Origin of the sequence: Rosenbergiella sp. YN46, from assembly GCF_036620675.1 — a bacterium.
GTDB lineage: Bacteria > Pseudomonadota > Gammaproteobacteria > Enterobacterales > Enterobacteriaceae > Jejubacter.
Map to the genome: position 1 here is coordinate 146664 of NZ_JAZHEE010000002.1, position 21068 is coordinate 167731.

The window sequence follows — 21068 nt, forward strand, 5'->3', positions numbered from 1 at the left end:
CGCTTTCGATAATGCCGATACTCTGCCTCAGCCCTGATGGCAGGCGCCGGCCATCATTCCATAGCGATTGAGCTAAATGACTGTCATATTCGACGGGAGGGATCTGTGTGTCCTGAAAATATTGGTAGTGCCGGATTGAGGTTAAATAATCGCGAAGCGGTGAGCCAGTTGGCCAGCGCTTTACTGGCGGCGGCCGAGCCATGGTTTGATAACGATAGTGCCCGCCTCTACCTGGGAAATACCTGCGCCCATTACGGGCACGACATTGGTGGAATAGAGGCGTTTTCACGACTGCTGTGGGGAATTGCGCCTTTGCTGGCCGGGGGAGAAACGCCCGCCAGACTAATGAATTACGTTGCTATTATCAAAGCCGGGGTCACGCCCGAACACTCTGGCTACTGGGGAGATATCGGCCCTTTTGACCAGCGGGTGGTGGAAATGGCCGCCTTCGGTCTGCTGTTGGCTATTGCGCCCGAGCCGCTGCTGGCCCACTTTAGCGCGACAGAGCGCGAGCACTTGTGGCGCTGGTTGAAACAGAGCGAGCAGGCGGAAATCCCTGATAATAACTGGCACTTCTTCCCTGTCCTGGTACAGGTAGGATTCCGCGCCGCCGGAATGCCTTTCGATATGGCGGTGGTGGAACGCCACTTCGCCAGCATTGAGGCATACTGGCTGGGGGAGGGGTGGTATAGCGACGGTCCTGGTCGTCCACGCGACTATTACATCGCTATGGGCTTTCACTTTTACGGCCTGATCTACGCCCGATTGATGGCGGATATCGATCCCGAACGCTGTCAGATTCTGCGCCAGCGCGCGGCTCGTTTCGCGCGCGATTTTATCCACTTTTTCGATGAAGAGGGCGCAGCCATTCCGTTCGGGCGCAGTCTGACCTATCGCTTCGCTCAGGGGGCTTTCTGGAGCGCCTGCGCTTTTGCCGGTCTGGAGCCTTTCTCTCCCGGGGTTATTAAAGGGCTGGTAATGCGCCATCTGCGCTGGTGGATGCGTCAGCCGATATTCGATCGTGACGGCGTGCTGTCGGTGGGCTACTGCTACCCAAATCTGGTGATGGCCGAAGACTATAATGCGCCTGGCTCTCCTTACTGGGCGCTGAAAACCCTGCTGGTGCTGGCGCTGGATGATTCGGATCCCTTCTGGCAGGCGCCGGAGCAGCCGTTGCCGCCGCTGGATGAGCGGCACGCCATTCCCCAGGCCGATCAGGTGGTGGTGCGCCAGCGCAAGGGGCGTCATTTGTGGATGGCGACCGCCGGACAGCTTGAGCTGAACAACTACGTTAATACCGAAGCCAAATACTGCAAATTCGCCTACTCCAGCCGTTTCGGCTTTACCCTGGAACGGGGACGTTTTGGGCTGTCTCATGCTGCTGTTGACTCTATGCTGTTGCTGAGCGAAGGGGACGGCTACTGGCGTGGGCGTCGCGGCTGTGAGCGGGTGGAAACCCGGGACGGCATAATCTACAGCCGCTGGCGGCCGTGGCCGACGGTGCGGATCGACAGTTGGCAACTAACGGCTGGTGACTGGCAGGTGCGCATCCATCACCTCGTAAGCGACAGGCGCCTGGAAAGCGCGGAGGGGGGCTTTAGTCTGCCCGGACAGCGGGTGGCTCCCCGCGTGGTATCGGGCGGTTGCTGGCTGTACTGCGGCACAAGTCGCAGCGGTATTCTGGATATTGGAGCCATGTCGCGCCGCGGTGAAACGGTAATGACGCCGCCCAACAGCAATCTGATGTGGCCGGAACGTAGCGCTATACCGACGCTGCGCGGCGAGCTGACACCCGGGGAGCACCTGCTGTGCTGCGCAGTCTGGGCCGGAGATGACGATGTCGCCGAACCGGAACCGCCTCGCCTGCGTCGGGAAGGGCGGCAAATTGTGGTTCATCACGGAAATCAGCAAACCGTGTTCCGGCTTGCCGACGCAGGGAGAATGTTATGACTACTGCATCAACCCCAACCCGTAGCGCCCAGCTTAGAATGAGCGGCTTTATTTTCCTCTATTTCTTTACCTGGTCATCCAGTTTCGGGCTGTACGCGCTGTGGCTCAGCCAGAAGGTGGGACTGGACAGCGTGACCATTGGCAGCGTATTTGCGGTAAACGGTCTGTTTGCCGTGATCCTGAAGCCGGTTTATGGCTACATCATGGACAAAATCGGCATGAGTAAGTGGCTGCTCTATTTTGTCTGCATCATCTCGGCCCTGATGGCGCCGTTCTTTGTGCTGGTCTATCAGCCCCTGCTGATGAGTCACACCACTATTGGCATGATTGTCGGTGCATTCTGGCTCAGTCTGGGCTGGTACGCCGGAGTGGCGGCGGCGGAGTCTTACGCCGATCGCTTTAGTCGACTGTATGGTCTGGAGTTCGGGCGGATCCGGATGTGGGGTTCCCTGGGCTGGGCGCTGGCGGCGTCGTTTTCCGGCCTGCTGTTTAATCTGACGCCGCTGGCGAACTTCCTGCTGAGCAGCGCCACCTCGATACTGATGCTGCTGATGCTGGTCAGTCTGAAGCTGGGGGACGATCTGCTGCGCGATAATGACGTGATCGCCAAAGACAAAATTATGCCGGGCGATGTGGCGGCGCTGCTGCGTAACCGCAAGTTCTGGATGTTCAGCCTCTACGTGGCTGGTGTCGCCTGGATGATGTTTGTGGCCGAACAGCAGTTTCCACGCTATTTCGTCTCGTTTTTCGAAACCCGGGAGCAGGGCAATGCCTGGTTCGGCTACCTCAGCACCGTGCAGTCCGGTACCGAGTTTGTGATGATGATGTGTATCCCTCTACTGGTGAATCGTTTTGGGGCCAAAGCCGGGCTGATTATCTGCGGCTGCGTGGTGGGGGCCAGACTTATCGCCTGCGGACTGACCGAGGACCCGTTGGTTATCTCGATTATTAAGCCGCTCTATGGTCTTGAGATCTCGCTGTTGCTGATTTCGGTCTTTAAATATATTGCTGCCCATTTCGACAAAAAAGTGAACGCTACCATGTATCTGATGGGCTACCAGGCGATGATCTACGTCGGCTCGGTGGTGGTGGCGCCGCCGGCAGGTTATCTCTACGACCGTATCGGTTTCGAGCACACCTATCTGTTGATGGGCACCTGTGCGCTGCTGTTCACCCTCATTTCCGCTTTTACGCTTGCCGGAGAGCGGCGCGCACCAGCGCGTCAGGCGGTTTCCGCTCCGGGTAACCTTCCCAACGAGGAGATATTATGATCCGTTCCGTCGTTACTGAGCCTCTACGCCCCGTTGAATTGTACCAGGTCGACAGGCCTGCACTGAAAGCTCTGCTGGAGCAGGCGCTGGCACGCGCCTGTCGCCTGCTCGATCGCAACCTGGCGGCCTTTGGCGATAAATTCCCCGGCGAGGCCTGCCAGGACGGGCGCTGGCCGCGTACTGAAAATGTGGAGTGGACTACCAGTTTCTGGGTCGGTCAGCTGTGGCTGGCCTGGGAGTTGACCGGTGAGGCGCACTACCGCGCAGCGGCGGAACGCTACCTGCCATCGTTCTATCGCCGTATTGAGCAACGCATCGGCACGGCCACCCACGATCTGGGCTTTCTCTATTCGCTCTCCTGCGTCAGTGCCTGGCGACTGACCGGAAACGAAGCCGCCCGCCGGGCGGCGTTACAGGCGGCGGACGCCCTGATGGAGCGCTACAACCCGGTGGCGAAGATAATCCAGGCCTGGGGAGATCTGCGCGACCCCGAACAGCAGGGGCGGATGATTATCGACTGCAATATGAATCTGCCGCTGCTCTACTGGGCCAGCCAGCAGACCGGTGACGCCCGCTATCATCAGGCTGCCCGGGCCCATGCGCAACAGGCGTCTGACCACATCGTGCGACCAGACGCTTCGACCTACCATACTTTTTATATGGATGTGAACAGCGGCGCGCCGCGTTTTGGCAACACCCACCAGGGCTTCAGCGATAGTTCCTGCTGGTCTCGTGGACAGGCGTGGGGTATTTACGGCTTCCTGCTGAGCTGGAACCACACCGGCGAGCGCGGCTACGTCGAGCTGTCGCGCAGCCTGGCGCACTACTTTCTGAACCGATTGCCGGAAGATGACGTCTGCCACTGGGATCTGGCGCTGCTCGGTACCGATGCCGTGCGCGACAGTTCCGCCGCCGCTATTGCGGTATGCGGGCTGCTGGAACTGGTGAAGGCACTGCCGACCCTGGATCCGCTGCGTCCGGCCTATGAAGAGATGGCACTGCGGATAATGGAATCGCTGACCCGTCACTATCTTTCCCGGGATGATGAATCCTGCGAAGGATTGCTTAAGCACTCGGTTTATCATATGTCGAGCGGCAAGGGCGTGGACGAATGCTGTAGTTGGGGGGACTACTTCTGGCTGGAGGCGCTGACCCGTTTGCGTCAGAGTTGGCATAGTTACTGGTAGTGATTCCTTCTCCCCACCGGGATGTACGCGGAAAGGTAGGGGGTCATTAACGGGAAATATTATTGCTGTGGTGCCGTGTTCTGGAGGAATATGCCGCACTGGTGGAGGTTCCGTTCACCTTAAGGGGATTTTTATATGCCGGTTGCGGAACCGGTGACCGGGCCAGGGGCTCAGATGCCGCGCCTGACACCCCGGCTTTCCGGCGTGAAAATCGCTGCTGTCGCGGATTAACCCGGCCCCCCCCTGGGCCGGGCCCCTTTGGGGCAACGCCTGCGGCGTTGTTCAAAATGGCTCCCGGCAATTTTGTCCTGCGTATTCCCGCCAGCCGGACGGGTCGGGCGTCCTGTCGGGCTGACCCTGGCAGCCGGGAATACTCCGGCGATTTTCAGGCCGGAGTGTCATCGCCTGCTACCTTCAGCCTTAAACTTATCCGTAAAGGTATTGCTGGTTGTATTTAAGCACCCCGTCTGAAGCGACGAGGGTGTTGCCACCCGGCTTAAAAAACGCCGCAGCGTTCACGAAGGGCCGGAGGAGCGACAGGATGTCGCGACAGGGCAAGGTCGCCAGGGATGGCGACTCTTGCCCGTTCCGAAAAGCCCGGAGTGATAAGCGAAGGGGCCCCGAAGGGCGTTTTTTACCGCCGGGGAGCCCGGGTTGCCAGGGGAGCGGCGACTGAGCCCCCTGGCCCGTTCACCGGCTGTGAATTAACAGAGAAGCAGTGATGCAAAGTGAACGGAACAGCCCACTGCATCATCATATTCTGCCGCTTTTATTCTGAAACTGGGCGCCGGAGCCGCCTGTAACCCTCACCCCGGCCTGCTCCCGGGAAAGGAGATTCCCCCTTCCCGATCAATAAAACCTCGCCTGGATCACGAAACACCCCTTCGCTTTATGCCTGAATTCGCTGAATTTATGTACACAATCACTGAAATTCTGCGCTGTGATTTCGCTCTCCTCTGAATCCCTCTTTTCCCGCTACAACTTATGGCTGCATCACAATCTCGTAACATCAGGGGTTTTATGCCGTAGCCCGACTAACAATAACGACCTGAAAGTTGGATGGAGTTCATTATGCGTAAATTGACCAAAGCGCTGGCGGCCATTGGTCTGGCCGCCGTTATGTCGCAGTCCGCCCTGGCTGAAAACCTGAAACTGGGCTTCCTGGTGAAGCAGCCGGAAGAGCCGTGGTTTCAGACCGAATGGCGCTTTGCCGATAAGGCTGGCAAGGATTTGGGCTTCGAGGTGATTAAGATAGCCGTGCCGGACGGAGAAAAGACCCTGAATGCCATCGACAGCCTGGCGGCTAATGGCGCGAAAGGTTTTGTGATCTGTACGCCGGATCCCAAGCTGGGCGCCGCCATTATGGCCCGGGCCCGCAGCTACGATATGAAAGTGATCGCCGTGGATGACCAGTTTGTTTCCGCCAGCGGTAAGCCGATGGAACGGGTTCCGCTGGTGATGATGGCCGCCTCCAAAATTGGCGAGCGCCAGGGGCAGGAGCTGTACAAAGAGATGCAAAAACGCGGTTGGGACGTGAAGCAGACCGGCGTGATGGCCATTACTGCTAACGAACTGGATACCGCCCGCCGTCGTACTACCGGCTCCATGAACGCCCTGAAGGCCGCGGGTTTCCCGGCGGATCAAATCTACCAGGTACCCACCAAATCCAATGACATTCCCGGTGCGCTGGATGCCGGTAACTCGCTGCTGGTACAGCATCCCCAGGTGAAGCACTGGCTGGTTATCGGTATGAACGATAACACGGTGCTGGGAGGCGTACGCGCCACTGAAGGCCAGGGTTTTAAGGCTGCGGATGTGATCGGAATTGGCATCAACGGCGTGGATGCGGTGAGCGAGCTGTCAAAATCGAAGCCCACCGGGTTCTATGGCTCGCTGCTGCCCAGCCCCGACGTTCACGGCTATAAAACCAGTGAAATGCTCTACAACTGGGTCACCAAAGACGCTGAACCGCCGAAGTTTACCGAAGTGTCCGACGTGGTATTGATCACCCGCGACAACTTTAAACAGGAGCTGGCGAAAAAAGGGCTGGCGGCCGGTAAGTGAGGGCTGAGGAGTAATGATGACACAGCAACAACCGGGCCTTGCGTTTCGCGGTATCGGCAAGGTATTTCCCGGTGTGACCGCCTTAAGCGATATCAGCTTTGACTGTCACGCCGGACAGGTTCATGCACTGATGGGGGAGAACGGCGCCGGAAAATCGACGCTGCTTAAGATCCTGAGCGGCAACTATCAGCCCGATAGCGGCACTTTGGTTGTCGGCGGTGAAGAGCGGCGTTTTGAGCACCCTGCCGCCGCGCTGGAGGCGGGAATCGCCATTATCTACCAGGAGCTGCACCTGGTGGCTGAGATGACAGTAGCGGAAAACATCAGCCTGGGGCAACTGCCTCAGCGCGCCGGGCTGGTGAACAACCGTCGTCTCAACGATGAGGCCAGGCGCCAGCTAACCCGGCTGGGAATGGATATCGATCCCCGTACCCCGTTGAAGTATCTGTCGCTGGGTCAGTGGCAGATGGTGGAGATTGCCCGGGCGCTGGCGCGGGATGCCAGGATTATCGCCTTCGACGAACCCACCAGTTCGCTATCGGCCCGGGAGATAGAACAGCTGTTTCGGGTGATCCGCGAGCTGCGTGATGAAGGGCGGGTGATTATCTACGTCTCTCACCGTATGGAGGAGATCTTCGCCCTGAGCGATGCCATCACGGTGTTTAAAGATGGCCGTTACGTGCGCACCTTCACCGACATGCAGGATGTCGATCACGACCGGCTGGTACAGGCGATGGTGGGGCGCGAGATAGCCGATATTTACGACTGGCATCCGCGCCCCCACGGCGATGAACGACTGCGGCTGGAGGGCGTGAAGGCCCCCGGCGTGCGCGGGCCGATTAGTCTGTCGGTTCGGGGCGGTGAAATTGTCGGTCTGTTCGGGCTGGTGGGTGCCGGGCGCAGCGAACTGATGAAGGGGCTGTTCGGCGCTGCCCGCATTCAGGAAGGACAAGTCTGGCTGGACGGTGAGCCGGTGAATCTGCGCGATCCCGGTGCCGCTATTCGCGCTGGCATGATGCTGTGCCCGGAAGATCGCAAGGCTGACGGTATTATCGCGGTGCACTCGGTACAGGAAAATATCAATATCAGCGCCCGCCGGCGTCATATCAACGCGGGGTGCCTTATCGATAATCGCTGGGAAGGACAAAACGCCCGCCACCATATTCAGTCGCTGAATATCCGCACGCCCGGGGCGCACCAGCTGGTGATGAACCTCTCTGGCGGCAATCAGCAGAAGGCGATACTGGGTCGCTGGCTGTCGGAAAGCATGAAGGTGATTCTGCTGGATGAGCCGACCCGCGGCATTGACGTTGGGGCGAAGCATGAGATTTACAACGTGATTTATGCCCTGGCGGAGCAGGGGGTGGCAGTGCTGTTCGCCTCCAGCGATCTGCCGGAGGTACTGGGGCTGGCCGACCGCATCGTGGTGATGTGCGAAGGGCAGGTGGCCGGAGAGTGTTTACATGGTCAGGCCGATGAACAGCAGGTGCTGGGTCTGGCGATGCCGAAGGCCGGTCGTGCGGTCGCTTAATGGAGGAAATTCGATGTCGTTATTAACCACATCCGGCGCCTCCGGGTCGTCGTTTTCACCGGGCCGAATCTGGGAACAGTACGGTATGCTGGTGGTCTTTGCGCTGCTGTTTCTGGGCTGCGCCATCTTTGTGCCTAACTTTGCTACCTTCGTCAATATGAAGGGGCTGGGACTGGCGGTATCGCTTTCCGGCATGGTGGCCTGCGGCATGCTGTTCTGCCTGGCGTCCGGCGATTTCGATTTGTCGGTGGCGTCGGTCATCGCCTGCGCTGGCGTCACTACCGCCGTGGTCATTAATATGACCGAAAGCCTGTGGATCGGGGTACTGGCCGGTCTGGCGCTGGGGGCGCTGAGCGGCCTGGTTAACGGGCTGGTTATCGCCTGGCTTAAGATCAACGCGCTGATCGCCACCCTCGCCATGATGCAGATCGTGCGTGGGCTGGCCTATATCATTTCCGACGGTAAGGCGGTGGGGATCGAAGATGAGCGGTTCTTCACTCTGGGTTACGCCAACTGGTTGGGGCTGCCGGCGCCGATCTGGTTGACTGCGGGCTGTATGGTTATTTTCGGCTTTCTGCTGAATAAGACCACCTTTGGCCGCAATACTCTGGCGATTGGCGGTAATGAAGAGGCGGCGCGTTTGTCCGGGGTGCCGGTGGTGCGTACCCGGATCATTATCTTTGTACTTTCGGGGCTGGTTTCGGCGGCGGCGGGCATTATCCTTGCATCAAGAATGACCAGCGGTCAGCCGATGACCTCTATCGGCTTTGAGCTGATCGTGATTTCCGCTTGCGTACTGGGCGGGGTGTCGCTGAAAGGCGGTGTAGGCAAGATCTCCTGGGTGATCGCCGGGGTGCTGATTCTGGGTACCGTCGAGAACGCCATGAACCTGCTGAATATTTCACCATTCTCGCAGTACGTGGTACGCGGACTGATTCTGCTGCTGGCAGTGATTTTTGATCGCTACAAGCAGAAGCTGAAAAGTCGCACCTGATGTTCAACGCTGGCGCCAGTGTTATCGTCAACACTGGCGCCAAAAACTGCTACTATGGGTGCACGTTTCCCCTGCGGGCTCCCACTGAATGAGCGGAAAAGCGCCGAAAGCGGCTACCATCAAAGATATCGCCAGACTGGCTGGCGTCACCAACATTACCGTGTCACGAACCTTTACCGCCCCGGAAAAGGTACGTCCGGAAACCCGGGAACGGATTCTGGCGGCGGCCCGACAGCTTAATTACGTGCCTAACGCCTTTGCCCGCAGCATCAAGTCCAGCCGTAGCCGGATTATCGGCGTGGTTACCGACGATACCTTCAATATGGTTTACGCCCATATCATCAAAGCGCTGTGCCGACTGGCGGATGCCCGCGGCTATTCGGTGATGATCTTTACCACCAACGGTAATCGTCAGACTGAAGCCAGAGCGCTCAGTACCCTGGTGAGCTACAAGGCGGCGGGTATCGTGCTATCGGTGGTGGAGGATTCCGATCGCTATGACACCAGCCATATCGATGTGGTTCTCAATTCCGGTACGCCGCTGATTCAACTGGATCGCCAGTTCGACAGCCGGCTTCCGGCGGTATTTCTGAACAACAGCCGTGCCGGTGAACTGGTGGCCGAAGCGGTGAACCGTAAGGGATATCGCAATATTCTGGTGGTCGGGGGCAATGAGCATTCGCATATTACTCAGCACCGTATCGCCGGGATCCGCAGCGGCCTGGGGCCAGAAGTGAATGTGCGCTACTTCTACAGTGATTATCGCTACGAAAATGCCAAAGCAATGCTGCAATCCTGGTTCTCCACGGTCAACGAGCATTATGACTGCATTGTGGGTCTGAATGGTATGATCACGCTGGCGGCGGTGCATGTGGCGCTGCGCTGGGACTTCCAGGGGCTGGGCTTTATTTCGATCGACGAAGTGCCCTGCGCCGAGGATTACCGGGTACTTATCCCCCATATCTGGCACGACAATAATCAATGGGCGAAGCTGGTTTCCGAAAATATGTTTGCCGCCATTGAACGCCAGCCGTTTGAAGCCCGGGTAATGATCAACGGCTTTCTAAAAAACGTCTGAAAAATCAACTTATTGATATTTGACTCCTTTACCGCGTCACGGTGCGTGTTAATAAATTGTGACGCGGTGCAGGGTTTCGGGTTTTCGTGGATTCTTGATGTTGACGTTATCATCTTCTGTGCTTAACTTTTGATCGAAGTACAGACAGGTAGTAAAAACAGAGCGGCATAAAGCCATTCAATGCGTGGTTAACGGTCTCATTTCAAATGTTGACGTTAACATTAATGGCGTGCGCCTCTCATAACAACAACAGTAACCCTGGAATCCGGGAGCACCCTATGACTCACATTATTCAACGCATTGGCGCGCTGTGCGCGGCAGCGGCCCTGTTCTGCTTTTCCGCAGCGACCGTCGCCAAACCGCTGACAATTGGCATGTCGTTTCAGGAGATGAACAACGCCTATTTCGTCACCATGAAACAGGCGCTTGATCAGGCCGCGGGGGAGATTAACGCCCAGGTGATTACCGCCGATGCCCGCCACGATGTCTCCAAACAGATCAACGACATCGAAGATATGCTGCAAAAGAAAATCGATATTTTGCTGATCAACCCGGCGGATTCGGTCGGCGTGGAATCCGCCGTGAATGAAGCGAAGAAGGCCGGGGTGGTGGTGATTGCCATCGATGCCCAGGCCAGGGGGCCTATCGACGCCTTTGTCGGCTCCAAAAACTACGATGCGGGCTTTAAGTCCGGTGAATATCTGGCGAAAGCGCTGGGTGGTAAAGGTAAAGTCGCCATCCTTGACGGTATTCCGGTGGTGCCGATCCTCGAACGGGTGAAGGGGTTCGAAGCGGCGATGAAGAAGTACCCGAATATTGAGGTCGTCACCAAACAGAACGGACGCCAGGAGCGCGATACCGCAATGAACGTTACCGAAAATATTCTGCAGGGCAATCCGGATCTTGCCGGGCTGTTTAGCGTGAATGACGTCGGCGCCCTTGGCGCGCTCTCGGCCATTCAGGCGGCTGGCGCCAGCGTTAAACTGGTGAGCGTGGATGGTCATCCGGAAGCCATCAAAGAGATTATGAAGCCCAACTCGCCGTTTATCGCCACCTCGGCGCAATATCCGCGCGATATGGTGAGGCTGGGCATTGGCGTGGGGCTGGCGAAACACTGGGGCAGCCAGGTTCCGAAAACCGTGCCGCTGGATGTGAAGCTGATTACCAAAGATAACGGCAAAGATTTTAGCTGGTAAGCCGTCGGGAGAGTGCTGATGGAACCGTTACTGCAACTGACCGGCATCCATAAATCCTTCCCCGGAGTACGGGCGCTGGATGATATCCACTTCAGCCTGAAGGCGGGGGAGATCCACGCGCTGCTGGGGGAAAACGGTGCCGGAAAATCGACGCTGATGAAGGTGCTGTGCGGCATCTATCAGCCCGATGGCGGCGAGATCCGTATCGATGGCCAGCGCCAGCGCTTTCGCAGCTACCGCGACGCTATCGACGCCGGTATTGGCATTATTTTTCAGGAATTCTCACTGATTCCGGAACTGAACGCGGTGGAGAACATCTTCCTGAACCGGGAGTTACGCAATTCGCTGGGGCTGCTGGACAGGCGGGCGATGCGCGCGCGCGCCGCCGCCATCTTTAAGCGGCTGGGCATCACTATCGATACCGGGGTTCCGGTGGAAAGCCTGAGCGTGGCCCAGCAACAGTTTGTGGAAATCGCCAAGGCGCTGGCGCTGGAGGCGCGCATTCTGGTGCTGGACGAGCCCACTGCCACCCTGACTCCTGGCGAGGCGGAACACCTGTTCAGCGTGATGCGCGATCTGCAACTGATGGGGGTGGGGATGGTATTTATCTCGCACCATCTGGAGGAGATCTTTAGCGTTTGTGACGCCGTCACGGTGCTGCGGGACGGTGGTTATGTCGGTACGGTGACCACATCGGATACCGACAGTACGGCTCTGGTCGAGATGATGGTCGGTCGCCGGGTGGAACAGACTTTTCCGCCGAAGGATCACCCGGTGGACGTCGAGGCTACGCTGCTGGAAGCGTCGCTCCAGCCCGGGCGAGGGATGCGGCCCATTGAATTCACGCTGCACCCCGGCGAAATACTCGGCTTCGCCGGTCTGGTGGGCTCCGGGCGTACCGAAACTGCCGAAGCGCTGATTGGCGCGCGTCCCTGCTGGCGTAAAAGGGTACGTCTTAACGGGCGGGAGATCCGGTTGCGCAGCCCGGCCGACGCGCTGGCCCAGGGCATAGGGCTGTTACCGGAAAGTCGTAAAACTGGCGGCCTGGTTCTGTCGTTCAGCGTGGCGCGCAATATCACCCTGAACAAAAATGCCCGCTGGCTGCGCTGGTTTGTTCACGGGGCCCGGGACCGGTCGCAGGTGGCGGAGCTTATCGAGCGGGTAGGAGTTCGCACGCCCAATGCCGATGCTGAGGTGAATACCCTGAGCGGTGGCAATCAGCAAAAGGTGGTGATCGCCCGCTGGCTGAATCACGACTGTCGGGTGCTGATTTTCGACGAGCCGACCCGCGGCATCGACGTTGGGGCCAAGGCGGAGATCTATCAGTTAATGCGCCAGCTTACCCGCAAAGGGATCGCTATCATCATGATCTCATCGGAACTGCCGGAGGTCATCGGAGTGTGCGATCGGGTACTGGTTTTTCGCGGCGGCGAAGTTGTCGCCGAGTTGAGCGGGCCGGAGATAGACGCCGGTACCATTATGTTACAGGCTACGGGGAATGCATCATGAGTACGCTTCCACAGTCCCAGGGCTTGCAGGGAACGCGGCCTGCGGCGCGCAGTCGGTTGGATCGCTGCCTCCATCATCCGGCATTTTTGCCGTTCATCGGTTTCATCGTGCTGTTTGCGCTGATGATTTTTATCAACGATAACTTCCTGACTGCCAACAATCTGACTAACGTGGCGCGTCAGGTGTCGATCAATGCCATTATCGCGGTGGGTATGACCTGCGCCATTCTCAGCGGCGGTATCGATCTGTCGGTAGGGCCGGTGATGGCGCTTTCCGGTACCGTTGCCGCGGGTCTGATGGTGGCCGGTGTGCCGGTGCCGCTGGCGATGCTGGCCGGTCTGGCAGTCGGTACCGCTTTTGGCGCTATTAACGGCAGTTGCATCGCCTGGCTGCGGATGCCGCCGATTATCGTGACCCTGGCGACCATGGGCATTGCCCGCGGCCTGGGGCTGATCTACACCGGCGGCTATCCGATTTCCGGACTGCCGGACGCCTTCTCCTGGCTGGGACGTGGCACGCTTTTAGGGATACAGGTGCCGATTCTGGTGATGGTGCTGGTTTATCTGCTGGCCTGGATCGTGCTTAACCATATGCCTTTTGGCCGCCACCTCTATTCGGTGGGCGGCAACGTTGAGGCGGCACGACTGAGCGGAATTCGGGTGCCCCGGGTGCGTCTGCTGGTTTACGTGATTAGCGGCTTTACTGCGGCGCTGGCCGGACTGGTGCTCAGCTCGCGCCTGCTGAGCGGTCAGCCCAACGCCGGAGAGGGGTTCGAACTGGACGCCATCGCTGCTGTAGTGCTGGGCGGCGCTGCCATTGCCGGGGGCAGGGGGGCCATTATCGGTACCCTGGTCGGGGCGATGATGCTGGGGGTACTGAATAATGGCCTGAATCTGATGGGCGTCTCCCCCTATGTTCAGAACGTGATCAAAGGCGCCATTATCCTTGCCGCTATCTGGATGAGCTCAATGAAGCGGCGCTAAATAGCCGGGGCGTATTCGCCCCTATTATTGAACAACAAATGTTAACGTCAACATTCCTGGAGGGAGAATCATGCAAAACTTACCTGACGAGATTAAACGCCTGGTGAATCACGGCCCGAAAGATTATCGCCTTGAGCGGGCGCCGCTGCCGAAACCCGGCCCCAACGAGCTGCTGGTCAAAGTGGGCGCCTGCGGTATCTGCGCCTCGGACGTGCACTGCCATCACGGCGCGCCCATGTACTGGGGCAGCGACAGCCAACCCGCCTGGGTCAAAACCCCGGTGGTGGTAGGGCATGAATTCTACGGTACCGTAGTAGGTTACGGGCCGGGGGCGCTGGAGCATTTTAACGTTAAGGTGGGAGAACGGGTGATAGCCGAACAGATAGTGCCCTGCAACAAGTGTCGATTCTGCCAGGATGGTAAATACTGGATGTGCGAAAAGCACGATATCTATGGCTTTCAGCGTGAAGATGCCGATGGCGGCATGGCGGACTATATGATCTTTAAGCCCAACAGCCGGGTACATCGCATTCCCGACAGCCTGACCCACGAAGAGTGCGCGCTGATCGAGCCGTTCGCCTGCGCGGTACATGCGGTAAACCGCGCCTCTATCGAATTTAACGACGTGGTGGTGCTGGCCGGGGCTGGGCCGTTGGGACTGGGGATGATTCAGGCGACGCGGCTTAAAAATCCTAAACTGTTTATCGTACTGGATACGGTTCCGGCGCGGCTGGAACTGGCGCGCAAGCTGGGGGCGGATCTGGTGATTAACCCGCTGGAAGAGGACGCTATCGGTAAAGTGAAACAACTCACTGACGGATACGGCTGCGACGTTTATATCGAAGCCACCGGCAACCCGGCGGGGGTAAAGCAGGGACTGCAGATGATCCGTAAGCTTGGGCGCTATGTGGAATTCAGCGTGTTCGGCGAAGAAACCACGGTGGACTGGTCGATTATCGGCGATCGTAAAGAACTGGAGGTGCGCGGTTCTCACCTCGGGCCTCATTGCTATGAAACGGTGATCAACTTCTTTGCCCGTAAGCTGTTTACGGCGGAAGGGGTGGTCACCCATACCCTGCCTCTGGATCAGTGGGAACAGGGATTTGCCATGGCGGCCAGCGGTGAATCGATCAAGGTGCTACTGGTGCCTTAACGGAGTCAATGATGGGATATGTCATGGGGATTGATGTCGGCACCGGGAGTACCAAAGGGGTGCTGATGAATCGCCGCGGTGAAATTGTGGCTACCGCCGCCAGGGCCTACGACGTGAAAACGCCGCAGCCGATGTGGGCGGAGCAGGAAGGTCAGGTGTGGCTGGATGCGGTACTGGAGGTGGCCGAATGCCTGGCGACGTCGGCGCCAGATGCCGCGCAGGTGGCAGCTATTTGCGTCAGTTCGCTGTATGGCGGGGCGGGGATTCCGGTCGATGCGCAGATGCGGCCGCTGGCGCCGTGCCTGATCTGGATGGACAGGCGGGCGGAACAGGAGTCGCAGTGGGTGAGGGAACAGGTGGATGTGACCCGGCTCGAAGCTATTACCGGCAATGGCGTGGACAGCTACTATGGGTTCACCAAACTGCTGTGGATTAAGCGTCACTGGCCTGAAGTCTGGGCCGGTTCCCGCTGGTTTCTGCCCCCCAACAGCTTTATCAACCACGCCCTGTGCGGTGAGCTGGCGGTGGATCACAGTTCCGCAGGCAATATCGGCGGTGTCTATGACCTGACGCAGCGCCGCTGGTCGCCGGAGGCCTGTGCCATGTTGGGGCTGGATATCGACAAGTTGCCGCCGCGGCTGGTGGAAAGTCACGAGGTCGTAGGGGGGCTGCTGCCGGAAATGGCGCAGCGTCTGGGGCTGCGGGCCGGAACACCGGTGGTCGCGGGGGGCGTCGACGCCGCGGTGGCGACTCTGGCGGCGGGGGTGACTGAACCTGGCGATCACGTGGCGATGATCGGTACTTCCATGTGCTGGGGCTTCATTAACCGGGATGTGGATGCCGGGCAGCGGCTGGTGAGCTTTCCACACGTGTGGGACGGTATGCGTGAAACCTACTCCTTCGGCGGCGCCATTACCGCAGGTGCTTCGGTGAGCTGGTTTGTCGAGCAGTTCTGCGCGGGCGATCGCGAAGCCGCCACCAGGGAAGAAACCTCGGTCTGGCAGCAACTGGAACAGAAAGCACGGGATCTGGCCCCTGGTGCCAACGGGTTACTGTTCCTGCCTTATCTGATGGGCGAACGCAGCCCGGTCTGGGACGCCCGCGCCAGCGGCGCGGTGCTGGGCATGAGCCTGTTCCATACCCGCCACCATCTCTACCGGGCGGTGCTGGAAGGCGTCAGCCTGGCGCTGCGTGACAATATTGAAGCGGCGCGCAGCGGCGGTCGGGCGCTAAACCGGCGGTTGATTGTGGTGGGGGGGGCGGCGGCGTCTGCACTGTGGATGCAGATTATCGCTGACGTCACCGGCTTTCCGGTGGTGACCATCGAACAAGAGGTGGAAGCGCCGCTTGGCGACGCAATGCTGGCGGCGCGTGCTATCGGCTGGTTGAATGATATCAATGAGGCTCGCCGCTGGTTTACCCTGGGGCCGGAAGTGACACCACGGCCCGAAGCTCAGGCCCGCTACGATCGATTGTTCCCACTGTTTCGCGATTTGTATCGTAATAATCGTGACATAATGCACCAACTGGCTGCGCTGCGCGTCGCAGATGCTGAACTATAGCAAAAAGTTATCAATCCCCGGCCCTTACCGGCGGGGATTCTTTTTTATTCTGAAAGCGTAACGTCAGATACACCGCGCCCTGAGGCGATAATCAAATATGGCGAGCTTTGCCATGCTGTCTATACTTACATGGTTGAATGATAATGAAAGGTAACACTTTCATTATCATTCATATCACATAAGGAGGAGACAGAAGGTGACTGATGATTCATCTGTACCGCCCCTCATTCCCGGCCATTTCGGCTTTTTCTTCGATTTAGACGGTACTCTGGCAGAGATTCAGCCACGCCCGGAACGGGTCTTTATTCCGGAGCCGGTACGCCAGTTGTTGGGGCAACTGGCGGAAATGACCCACGGGGCTGTGGCATTGATTTCAGGGCGCTCCATAGCCGAGCTGGATAAGCTGGCTGCCCCGCTGCGTTTACCGCTGGCGGGCGTGCATGGCGCAGAACGCCGTGATATCCATGGTAAGACCCATCGTTTCGAACTGGATCCCGCGCTGGCGGCCAGGCTGCAGGAGAGTCTGAATTATGGGCTTTCCCCGCTCGACGGTACCTGGCTGGAAAACAAAGGTGTCGCGTTTGCGCTGCACTATCGTCAGGCCCCGCAACATGCCCGCGCCGTCATGGCGCTGGCGCAGGGGGTGGTGGCTCAGCATCCTACGCTGATGCTTCAGCCCGGAAAGTGCGTGGTGGAGATTAAAGCGCAGGCGGTAAGTAAAGGCGCGGCTATCGAGTCCTTTATAGGCGAATCACCGTTCAGCGGGCGCAGGCCGCTGTTTATCGGTGACGACTTAACCGATGAAAGCGGTTTCGAGGTGGTCAACCGTCTGCATGGGATCAGCATCAAGGTCGGGGAGGGAGAGACCCGGGCGCAGCATCGCCTGCCCGGCGTGGGCGAGGTTCATCGCTGGCTGGCGCAGGTTGTAAGTCAGCAAAACGATAATATCACCATGAGGAGGTCAGGTAATGAGTCGCTTAGTCGTAGTCTCTAACCGTATCGCAGCGCCGACTGATAAAAAGTGTAGCGCTGGCGGACTGGCTGTCGGCATTCTCGGGGCGCTGAAATCATCGGGCGGTCTGTGGTTTGGCTGGAGTGGTGAAATCGGGGATGAAGAGGCTCCGTTGCAGCAGGAGAGCCACGGTAATATTACCTGGGCATCATTTCATCTTAGCGAACAGCATTATGAACAGTATTACTGCCAGTTTTCTAACGCGGTGCTGTGGCCAGCATTTCACTATCGGCTCGATCTGGTCAAGTTTCAGCGTGAAGCCTGGCAGGGGTATCTGGAGGTTAATGGCATGCTGGCGGAAAAGCTGCGCCCGCTGGTTGCGCCTGACGATACTCTGTGGGTGCATGACTATCATTTGTTGCCTTTCGCCAGCGAGCTGCGCCAGCGTGGTATAGACAACCGTATTGGTTTCTTCCTGCATATCCCTTTCCCGTCTCCGGATATTTTCAACGCGCTGCCGCCTCATACCGAGCTGCTGCAGCGCATGTGCGATTACGATCTGCTGGGCTTTCAGACCGAAGGAGATCGGCTGGCGTTTCTGGACAGCGTCGCCAGACAGACCCGTATGACCCATGTCGGATCCCACCAGCACAGCGCCTGGGGGCGAACATTCCGTACTGCGGTTTATCCCATTGGGATCGCACCGGACGAGATTGCCGAACAGGCGGCGGAACCGCTGCCGCCCAGGCTGGTGGAGCTCAAGCAGGAACTGGGCAACATCCGCAATATCTTTTCCGTGGAACGGCTGGACTACTCCAAAGGGTTGCCGGAGCGCTTCCTGGCATTTGAGTCACTGCTGGAAAACTACCCGGAGCATCACGGCAATATCCGCTATACCCAGATAGCGCCCACCTCGCGTGGCGACGTCCAGGCCTATCAGGATATTCGCCATCAGCTGGAGACCGAAGCGGGAAGGATTAACGGCAAGTACGGACAGCTTGGCTGGACGCCGCTTTATTATCTGAACCAGCATTTTGAGCGACGGTTGCTGATGAAGGTGTTCCGCTATGCCGATGTGGGGCTGGTGACGCCGCTGCGTGATGGAATGAACCTGGTGGCCAAGGAGTATGTAGCGGCGCAGGATCCGGAAAATCCCGGGGTACTGGTACTGTCGCAGTTCGCCGGCGCCGCCCAGGAGCTGACTTCGGCGCTTATCGTCAACCCTTACGATCGGGACGATGTCGCCAGTGCGTTGCACCGGGCGCTGACTATGCCACTGGCTGAACGCCTGGTGCGCCATGGCGAGATGCTGGAAGTGGTGAAATCTAATGATATCGGTCACTGGCAGCGTAGCTTCGTGCGGGATCTGAAAGCGGTGATCCCCCGCAGTCATTTACGGGTACGGCGACCGGATGCGATAACGGCAGTCGCGTCAGTGAAGCGATAGGTCGCTAATCCAGCGCGACCAGCAGCACATCCACGCTGCTGGTCGCTACCACCGAACGTGCCGAACAGAGTGCCTTACCGAACGCATTCTGATTATGGTTCCCGTAGATAATAAGGTCGATATCGCTGTGCTGGCACAGATGGCGCAGGTATTCGCTGAGTTCGCCACCGGCGATAAGCGTTTTTGCGATGGGGTATCCGGCCCGCTGGCATAACCCATCAAGGAACATCTGGCTCTCTTCGCGCAGTAGCTCCCGCAGGCTACCGAGCATTGGCGCCGCCATCTGATTGTAGAGTTCCGGATCTGCCGTGACCGTTAACAGCGTAATCTTCGCCTCCCATGGGCGCGCCAGTTCCACCGCTTTTTCTACCAGTCGATCGCTTTCCGGGGTCGCCGCCACGGCGACCAGAAGATGACGCCAGCTCATAATGCCTCCTGCCTTGCGCTTCGCTTCACTCCTTAAAGCCTGGTAGATTCTCAGGGAAAAGACAGTGACCGGTGTCGGATTGCCGCCAGCGGGCAGGCTATCCGGCATGAAATGTATACCGGCTACTTAACTCCCAGCCGCTTAGCCAGTCGATGCAGGTTAGCAACGTTGACATTGAGCTCCCTGGCGGCAGCGGCCCAGTTACCGTGGGTGTGGGCCAGCGCCTGTCTCAGGGTGCGGCGCTGGAAATCATCGGTGGCGTCACGCAGCGATAGTCCATGGGCTACCGGGAGAGCGTCGGCGATCGTGGGCGCTGGTGCAGCAGCTGATGGATCGTTAAGCGCGAAATGGCCAGGCTCCAGCACGACCTCGCTGCCGGAGCCGGTGGCCCGCGCCAGCACGATGGCGCGATAAATGGCATGCTCCAGCTCGCGGATATTGCCAGGCCAGCCATAGCCGAGCAGGCGCTGAAGCGCTCCCTGGCTCAGTACCACCTGAGTCAGGCCCAGACGCTGGCGGCTCTGTTCGCAGAAAAAACCGGCCAGCAGGGCGATATCGTCGCCGCGCTCGCGTAGCGCCGGTACCGACACCGGGAATACGCTCAGGCGATGGAACAGATCGGCGCGGAAGTTGCCGTTCAGCACTTCCTGCTTGAGATCGCGGTTAGTGGCGGCCAGTACCCGAACATCGACCCGCAGGCTGCGATCGTCGCCGACCCGCTGAATGTCGCCGTACTGGAGTACTCTTAACAATTTGGCCTGTAGCGGCAGAGAAAGCTCGCCGATCTCATCCAGAAACAGCGTGCCCTCATGGGCCATTTCGAATTTACCGCTGCGGTTGCTGATAGCGCCAGTAAAAGCGCCTTTTACGTGGCCGAACAGTTCGCTTTCCGCCACGCTTTCCGGTAGCGCAGCGCAGTTCAGATAGACCAGAGGCTTTTCCGCACGCATAGAGGCACGGTGGATGGCGCGGGCCACCAGCTCTTTGCCGGTTCCGGTTTCGCCGCTAATCAGCACGTTGAGATCGGAAGGGGCGACAATTTCAATCTCTTTTTTAAGCTGCGTCATGCCAGGCGACAGGCCGATCATCTCGCTATCCGGCGCATGATTTCCCGGGTGCAGCGCCGGCAGCACATCGTGATTTTCCAGTTGTTCGATCAGCAGGGCATTGTTCAGGGCGCCCGCCGCCAGCACAGCGATAAGCCGCAGCTCCTCGTCGCTAAAGGTGTCGAACTGGGTCGGATTCATGCCGTCCATGGTCAGAGCGCCAATCAGCGTCTGGCTGGCGAACAGCGGCAGCCCTACGCAGGCATGCACTTTCAGTACCTCCTGGTCGGGAATTAGCCCGTCGTAGGGATCGGGCAGCGTGCTGTCCGCCGGAAAGCGTACCACATCGCCGGCGCGGGCGATGGCCTCCAGGCGCGGGTGCGCTTCAAGGGCGAAGCGGCGGCCCAGGACGTCGGGGGATAGGCCGTCAATGGCCAGCGGCCTGAACTGCTGGCGCTCATAGCCCAGCAGGGCGCAGGCGTCGCAGTTCAGTACTTCGCGCAGGGTGGTTATCAGGCGCTGGAAGCGATCTTCCTGACTGATGCCGTTCTGAAGTTCAATGGCGATTTTCGCCAGCAGGTTAACGGAGAGGCTCATCGATTTTCTCGTGTCGTCATTATGACTGTGATGACTGTCATAATGACAATTATAGCCATAGTCATAATGACAATCAAAAAAATGCAAAAAATAATTTTTTATTATAAATCAATAAAATAAA

At 58.5% G+C, this 21068-nt stretch carries 16 protein-coding genes; 14 read left to right on the top strand and 2 right to left on the bottom strand.

Features of this window, described 5'->3' with window-relative positions; genetic code table 11:
- Nucleotides 1-105 precede the first annotated feature (105 nt).
- From V3W49_RS02425 to otsA, 14 genes are all read left to right on the top strand, one after another.
- Nucleotides 106-1950 carry a DUF2264 domain-containing protein gene (locus tag V3W49_RS02425; protein ID WP_500143447.1) on the top strand — a complete coding sequence of 615 codons (1845 nt, stop codon included), beginning with the start codon at nt 106-108 and terminating at the stop codon, nt 1948-1950.
- Complete coding sequence (locus V3W49_RS02430) at nt 1947-3221, top strand: oligosaccharide MFS transporter (RefSeq protein WP_500143449.1); 1275 nt, start codon at nt 1947-1949, stop codon at nt 3219-3221. Before V3W49_RS02425 ends, V3W49_RS02430 begins: the two co-directional genes overlap by 4 nt.
- Nucleotides 3218-4408 (top strand): glycoside hydrolase family 88 protein, encoded by a 1191-nt coding sequence (locus V3W49_RS02435; protein ID WP_500143450.1) that lies wholly within the window; start codon nt 3218-3220, stop codon nt 4406-4408. Before V3W49_RS02430 ends, V3W49_RS02435 begins: the two co-directional genes overlap by 4 nt.
- 1071 nt (nt 4409-5479) lie before the next feature.
- A complete protein-coding gene (locus V3W49_RS02440; RefSeq protein ID WP_500143451.1) occupies nt 5480-6472 on the top strand; it encodes an arabinose ABC transporter substrate-binding protein in 993 nt (330 codons plus the stop codon).
- A 16-nt stretch (nt 6473-6488) separates the two neighbouring features.
- Nucleotides 6489-8003, top strand: a complete 1515-nt coding sequence (gene araG / locus V3W49_RS02445; RefSeq protein WP_500143684.1) for an L-arabinose ABC transporter ATP-binding protein AraG — start codon at nt 6489-6491, stop codon at nt 8001-8003.
- A gap of 13 nt (nt 8004-8016) precedes the next feature.
- Complete coding sequence (gene araH, locus V3W49_RS02450) at nt 8017-8997, top strand: L-arabinose ABC transporter permease AraH (protein ID WP_500143453.1); 981 nt, start codon at nt 8017-8019, stop codon at nt 8995-8997.
- An 88-nt stretch (nt 8998-9085) separates the two neighbouring features.
- The gene (locus tag V3W49_RS02455; RefSeq protein WP_500143454.1) at nt 9086-10075 is read left to right on the top strand and encodes a LacI family DNA-binding transcriptional regulator; all 990 of its coding nucleotides are present in this window, start codon (nt 9086-9088) and stop codon (nt 10073-10075) included.
- Between the two features lie 278 nt (nt 10076-10353).
- Nucleotides 10354-11271, top strand: coding sequence for an ABC transporter substrate-binding protein (locus V3W49_RS02460; RefSeq protein WP_500143456.1), 918 nt, complete (start codon nt 10354-10356; stop codon nt 11269-11271).
- 18 nt (nt 11272-11289) lie between these two features.
- Entirely contained in the window at nt 11290-12780 is a 1491-nt protein-coding gene (locus V3W49_RS02465) for a sugar ABC transporter ATP-binding protein (RefSeq protein WP_500143457.1), read from the top strand.
- Nucleotides 12777-13763 carry an ABC transporter permease gene (locus V3W49_RS02470; RefSeq protein WP_500143458.1) on the top strand — a complete coding sequence of 329 codons (987 nt, stop codon included), beginning with the start codon at nt 12777-12779 and terminating at the stop codon, nt 13761-13763. Before V3W49_RS02465 ends, V3W49_RS02470 begins: the two co-directional genes overlap by 4 nt.
- Before the next feature lie 70 nt (nt 13764-13833).
- Nucleotides 13834-14916 (top strand): alcohol dehydrogenase catalytic domain-containing protein, encoded by a 1083-nt coding sequence (locus V3W49_RS02475; protein WP_500143460.1) that lies wholly within the window; start codon nt 13834-13836, stop codon nt 14914-14916.
- Nucleotides 14917-14924: 8 nt separating this feature from the next.
- Entirely contained in the window at nt 14925-16478 is a 1554-nt protein-coding gene (locus tag V3W49_RS02480; RefSeq protein WP_500143461.1) for an FGGY-family carbohydrate kinase, read from the top strand.
- 196 nt (nt 16479-16674) lie between these two features.
- Entirely contained in the window at nt 16675-17472 is a 798-nt protein-coding gene (otsB, locus tag V3W49_RS02485; protein WP_500143462.1) for a trehalose-phosphatase, read from the top strand.
- Nucleotides 17447-18877, top strand: coding sequence for an alpha,alpha-trehalose-phosphate synthase (otsA, locus tag V3W49_RS02490; RefSeq protein WP_500143464.1), 1431 nt, complete (start codon nt 17447-17449; stop codon nt 18875-18877). Before otsB ends, otsA begins: the two co-directional genes overlap by 26 nt.
- A 4-nt stretch (nt 18878-18881) precedes the next feature.
- On the opposite strand, the gene uspC is transcribed toward otsA, so the two are convergent.
- The gene (uspC, locus tag V3W49_RS02495; protein ID WP_500143685.1) at nt 18882-19304 is read right to left on the bottom strand and encodes a universal stress protein UspC; all 423 of its coding nucleotides are present in this window, start codon (nt 19302-19304) and stop codon (nt 18882-18884) included.
- Nucleotides 19305-19426: 122 nt separating this feature from the next.
- Nucleotides 19427-20947, bottom strand: coding sequence for a nitric oxide reductase transcriptional regulator NorR (gene norR, locus V3W49_RS02500; RefSeq protein WP_500143465.1), 1521 nt, complete (start codon nt 20945-20947; stop codon nt 19427-19429).
- Between the last annotated feature and the right edge of the window lie 121 nt (nt 20948-21068).